General features: G+C 47.4%; 7 protein-coding genes. 5 read left to right on the forward strand and 2 right to left on the reverse strand.

The window, feature by feature from the left end; translation table 11 throughout:
- The first annotated feature begins 86 nt into the window (after positions 1-86).
- Together ACUVQO_RS22515 and ACUVQO_RS22520 are read left to right on the forward strand one after the other, a co-directional pair.
- Positions 87-290, forward strand: a complete 204-nt coding sequence (locus tag ACUVQO_RS22515; protein WP_445928057.1) for a hypothetical protein — start codon at positions 87-89, stop codon at positions 288-290.
- The gene (locus ACUVQO_RS22520; RefSeq protein WP_445928058.1) at positions 291-953 is read left to right on the forward strand and encodes a Na(+)/H(+) antiporter subunit B; all 663 of its coding nucleotides are present in this window, start codon (positions 291-293) and stop codon (positions 951-953) included.
- 68 nt (positions 954-1021) lie between these two features.
- On the opposite strand, the gene ACUVQO_RS22525 is transcribed toward ACUVQO_RS22520, so the two are convergent.
- On the reverse strand, positions 1022-1405 hold the full coding sequence (locus ACUVQO_RS22525; RefSeq protein WP_445928059.1) for a DUF4346 domain-containing protein: 384 nt from the start codon (positions 1403-1405) through the stop codon (positions 1022-1024).
- 234 nt (positions 1406-1639) lie between these two features.
- On the opposite strand from ACUVQO_RS22525, the gene ACUVQO_RS22530 reads away from it, so the two are divergent.
- The 3 genes from ACUVQO_RS22530 to ACUVQO_RS22540 all read left to right on the forward strand — a co-directional run bounded on the left by ACUVQO_RS22530 (position 1640) and on the right by ACUVQO_RS22540 (position 2690).
- Positions 1640-2191 (forward strand): hypothetical protein, encoded by a 552-nt coding sequence (locus ACUVQO_RS22530; RefSeq protein ID WP_445928060.1) that lies wholly within the window; start codon positions 1640-1642, stop codon positions 2189-2191.
- 48 nt (positions 2192-2239) lie between these two features.
- A complete protein-coding gene (locus ACUVQO_RS22535) occupies positions 2240-2386 on the forward strand; it encodes a hypothetical protein (protein ID WP_445928061.1) in 147 nt (48 codons plus the stop codon).
- Positions 2387-2510: 124 nt separating this feature from the next.
- The gene (locus ACUVQO_RS22540) at positions 2511-2690 is read left to right on the forward strand and encodes a hypothetical protein (RefSeq protein WP_445928062.1); all 180 of its coding nucleotides are present in this window, start codon (positions 2511-2513) and stop codon (positions 2688-2690) included.
- A gap of 92 nt (positions 2691-2782) precedes the next feature.
- On the opposite strand, the gene ahcY is transcribed toward ACUVQO_RS22540, so the two are convergent.
- On the reverse strand, positions 2783-4069 hold the full coding sequence (gene ahcY / locus ACUVQO_RS22545) for an adenosylhomocysteinase (protein ID WP_445928063.1): 1287 nt from the start codon (positions 4067-4069) through the stop codon (positions 2783-2785).
- Between the last annotated feature and the right edge of the window lie 224 nt (positions 4070-4293).

Here is a 4293-nt window from a genome sequence, read left to right on the forward strand (position 1 = left end):
GCTTCGCATACAGCGCGGGACTTATAGCTCCCCCAACCCCTCAATAGTTAATCCCGTATCCTGATCCGCAATCTTTAGAGCAGGCATTGATTCAAAAAGAAGTCCATGCTACCTGTATTGAGTACCTTCAACAAGCAGATCAAACCTCAACAGCACCTGAGTCACAGCCACAGCCCTATCGCACTGTCACTCGCATTCGTCGTCTCTATGAGATTTTGCAAACTGAACTGTTGTCACCCATAACCAGTTTGGCTTACATCACGGCAGTTGATTCTGGGGAGAAGCACTAGATGAAATGGCTCTACATGGCAGCAGGGGTTGCTCTGTTCATCAAGTTCCTAATCATGCCCAATCTGGCAGCAGAGGTGCCTGATCTTGCGATTGTCGAAGCTGTCATGCAAGATAGTGGAGTACCGAATGCGGTTTCGGGGATCATTTTCAGGAATCGCCTGTATGACACCATTTTTGAAGTGATCGTATTTACGATCGCAATTATGGGAGCGTCCTTTTTGCTGGCCAATGAACGGCCATTCTGCACGATTTATCAATTCACTGATCAGCCGTCGATTGTGTTGGCTCGGTTGGGAGCAACGATTTCCGCATTGGTTGGGGTAGAATTGGCAATTCGGGGGCATCTCAGTCCAGGAGGTGGGTTTGCCGCTGGAGTTGCAATTGGAACCGCGATCGGACTGGTGGCGATTACTTCATCCTCTGAGTGGATGGAAGCAATTTACCAACGCTGGCACGCTGCCATCTGGGAGAAAGTTTCAGTCCTGATTTTCATTGTTTTATCTGTGATCACGCTGGCAGGGTTGGAACTGCCCCACGGAGAGTTAGGTAATCTGATTAGCGGTGGGATTATTCCGATTCTCAACATTCTGGTTGCCATCAAAGTTGCACTGGGATCATGGGCTGTAGTTCTGGTATTTATCCGCTATCGAGGATTACTGTAAAAGATCTGTACTTAAGTTCTGAACGATCTGGTTCACCCTAATCCACAGCAGCAGATCAGAGCCTATTTCTAGTCCTGAATATACTCCTGACCACTCAGTAAAGCCATCTCTGCCCGTTGAAATTCGCGCCCTAGATAAGATGCATGATCCAAACGTGATACTGGGCAAGGATTTGTTTGCTCAAAGAGCTTTACACAAATTTCTTTAGCTGTTCTCCCCGTAAAAATTTGAGTTGGAATACGTTCGACCTTCCCATTACAGGGAATCGGTTTTCCTGTTTCTGGATCACAGGCTAATCCGCGATCGTCAATAAAATTTGTGAAATGTTTGGCACAAATTAACTTATTTTGAGGGTCAATATAAATGATGAAATAACCCTCCGGATCGAGCTCAATAAACCGGTTGGAAAGCTCCTGATCCAGTATGGTAGTGTCTGCGAGAATTTGATTCATAGAAGGCTTAACTGTTATTTCCTAATTCCCTAGTCGCTTCTTCCATCTTAAGGGGCGGGTGAGAATGGTAGAAGCCCCACTTCCCTATTTAGTCGCTTCCCTTTATCCTAACGTTACTGATGGTTCACGGTTTCGCAAGTGGTTAACAATTGAAGTTGTCGAACCAACCACAACTCTGGGAAGCCTAAGTCCAACTTATCCTTTATCTCGTTCTTTTGAAGGAACTACGCTCCCATGATTGACTCCTTCATATCCTCTGATTTGGCTGTTGCTCCTAATCCCCTTGGGTTAGTATCCAGTTTGAAGTTGCTGACGATTCCGGTTGATGCTCAAACTTTTTTTGAATTGTGGGCACCGATCAGGGATGACACTTTATTAGCTGAGGAGGCCATGCTGCTCAGAGGCGATCGCCCCCGTTTAGAAGAAATCCGTGAAAAATTAACCTGGCTGTTTGGCGCAACTTCCTCCGGTCAGGAAACCGTCTCTAGTCAAGAACCAGATTATGGTTGGCTCCATTTGATGGGACTGCTAGAACAATCAGGAACACTCTTTGATGCTTTAACGATAGATTACTTACCTCAAGCTATACTACCTGATGCCACTCTGAATGGAATTACGACAGCCTGGACAGTGCGCCCCTTAACCTGGCAAATTCACTTTTGGAAGTTAGAACCAGTCGGGCGAGGATATAGACCAGTACAACTTCCTACTGGCTTCAGTATTACTCATGGTCAACCGATTACTCGCCAACTTAAAGCAGAAATGACTGGCACACGCCCTGTTTAAAGCGTCATTTGCGAGAAATTACGCTAATTCTATCCAGGAAGAGTACCTATGTGGATATCCCTACGTTTGAATTATGCTGTTCCTGGTGACCAGGTGCCGCTGGAGGATCTGGCAGGACAACGCTCTTCGCGATCGCCGCCCATCATAGTCCCTGATTCCTCCTTGGAATTACAGAGAACTCTTCAAGCGGTTTAAAAAGATTCCGCAATCCTCACCAAGGTAATCTTTTTCAAGTCTGCCATTGTATTAGGTGGTAGACCACTCAACAAGAGATGTTTGGGTTGTTACTGCCTACACCCGCTATCGAACTACTGTAACTATGCCTGCAAAGTACTCTCTCATGCAATTTCCGCTGTGGAAATACCTGAAGCAACCCGTGTTTGAGCCTAATTCAAAAACGATTTTGGATCCTCGTCGCTACTGGCGGTGCTACCAGGTTGAGATGCTAGAGCGGTGTCTTGCGATCGAGTTTACCTCTAAAGATTTGGGGCGTGATTAGAAGACCAGAATTCCAGATGAGTCATGGTTTGTGGGAAACGGTAGAGCGATTGCCCTACCGTTTTTTATGCTTAAACTCGGGCCAGTGATCGATCAGGTGCCACTGGTCCAGGAGTTGATATATTCCACCTGTTCTGGGGTGAGAGTATCGATCGTTACTCCCATTGCTTGCAGTTTCAGACGAGCAATTTCTTGATCGACTTCAAGCGGGATCGAGTGGATCCCTGGCTGCAACTGACCCTTGTTTTTCGCCAGATACTCGCAGGCCAACGCCTGGTTAGCAAAACTCATATCCATCACCGCACTGGGATGACCTTCTGCGGCTGCCAGATTGATCAAGCGACCCTCACCCAAAACAATCACCGATTTGCCACTCTTCAAGCGGTATTGTTGGGTAAAGTTCCGTACATCTTTTACCTCTGTGGCTTGAGCGCCCAGAGATTTGAGGTCAATTTCAATGTCAAAGTGACCAGAATTGCAGACGATCGCACCGTCCTTCATTACCTCAAAGTGTTCTGCCCGAATGACGTGCTTGTTGCCAGTCACTGTGATGAAAATGTCCCCTTGAGGAGCCGCTTCGCTCATCGACATGACCCGGAAGCCATCCATTACGGCTTCAATCGCCTTAACGGGGTCAATTTCAGTGACGATCACATTACCACCCATGCCGCGTGCCCGCAGCGCAGTACCCTTACCACACCAGCCATATCCAGCAACGACAATCGTTTTTCCGGCTAACAGAATATTCGTCGCCCGGATAATGCCATCCAAAGTAGACTGACCTGTACCGTAGCGATTGTCAAAAAAGTGCTTGGTATCTGCGTCGTTGACGTTGACAGCGGGGAAGGTCAGCACACCATCTTTGTACATAGCCCGTAAGCGGACGATTCCAGTTGTGGTTTCCTCTGTCGTGCCAATCAGATCAACAATCTGGTGCTGGCGTTCTTGAATCAGAGTAGCTACCACATCACTGCCATCATCAATAATGATATTAGGCCGATGATCAAGCGCAATTTGGACGTGACGGTGATAGGTTTCGTTATCTTCACCTTTTTGAGCAAAGACTGGAATGCCGTAATCAACCACCAGGCTGGCGGCGACATCATCCTGAGTGGACAGGGGGTTGCTGGCAATCAGTAAGGCATCGGCCCCCGCATTCTTGAGGGCGATCGCCAGGTGGGCCGTTTCAGTAGTGACGTGACAGCAGGCTACTATCCGTAGCCCATCCAGGGGCTTTTCTTGGGCAAACCGTTCTTGAATTTGACGTAGGACTGGCATTTCTCGTCCAGCCCATTCAATCCGCTGCCGCCCCAGAGGAGCCAGGGATAAATCCTTAACTTCGTGCTTCAATTCTTTGGGACGAACAGGAGAAACTGTCATGAATATCTTTCCTCAATACAGATTAACAAGGCTTAAACCAAGGCCAGCTAGAAAACGGTCGTTTTCTGATCAGAAAAACTCCGGTTCTGGACTTGGGCAGGGTTTAATTCTACGGGTTGTAGAATTTGGTTTTCCCTAACTCTATAACTTTAGCCTGAGTTTGTCGCAGAAGGGTGCGTGTCACCTTCTTGGTAGGAAAATTAGGCTAGAGGAGAAGAATATCC

It is taken from the genome of Leptodesmis sp. (assembly GCF_052746595.1).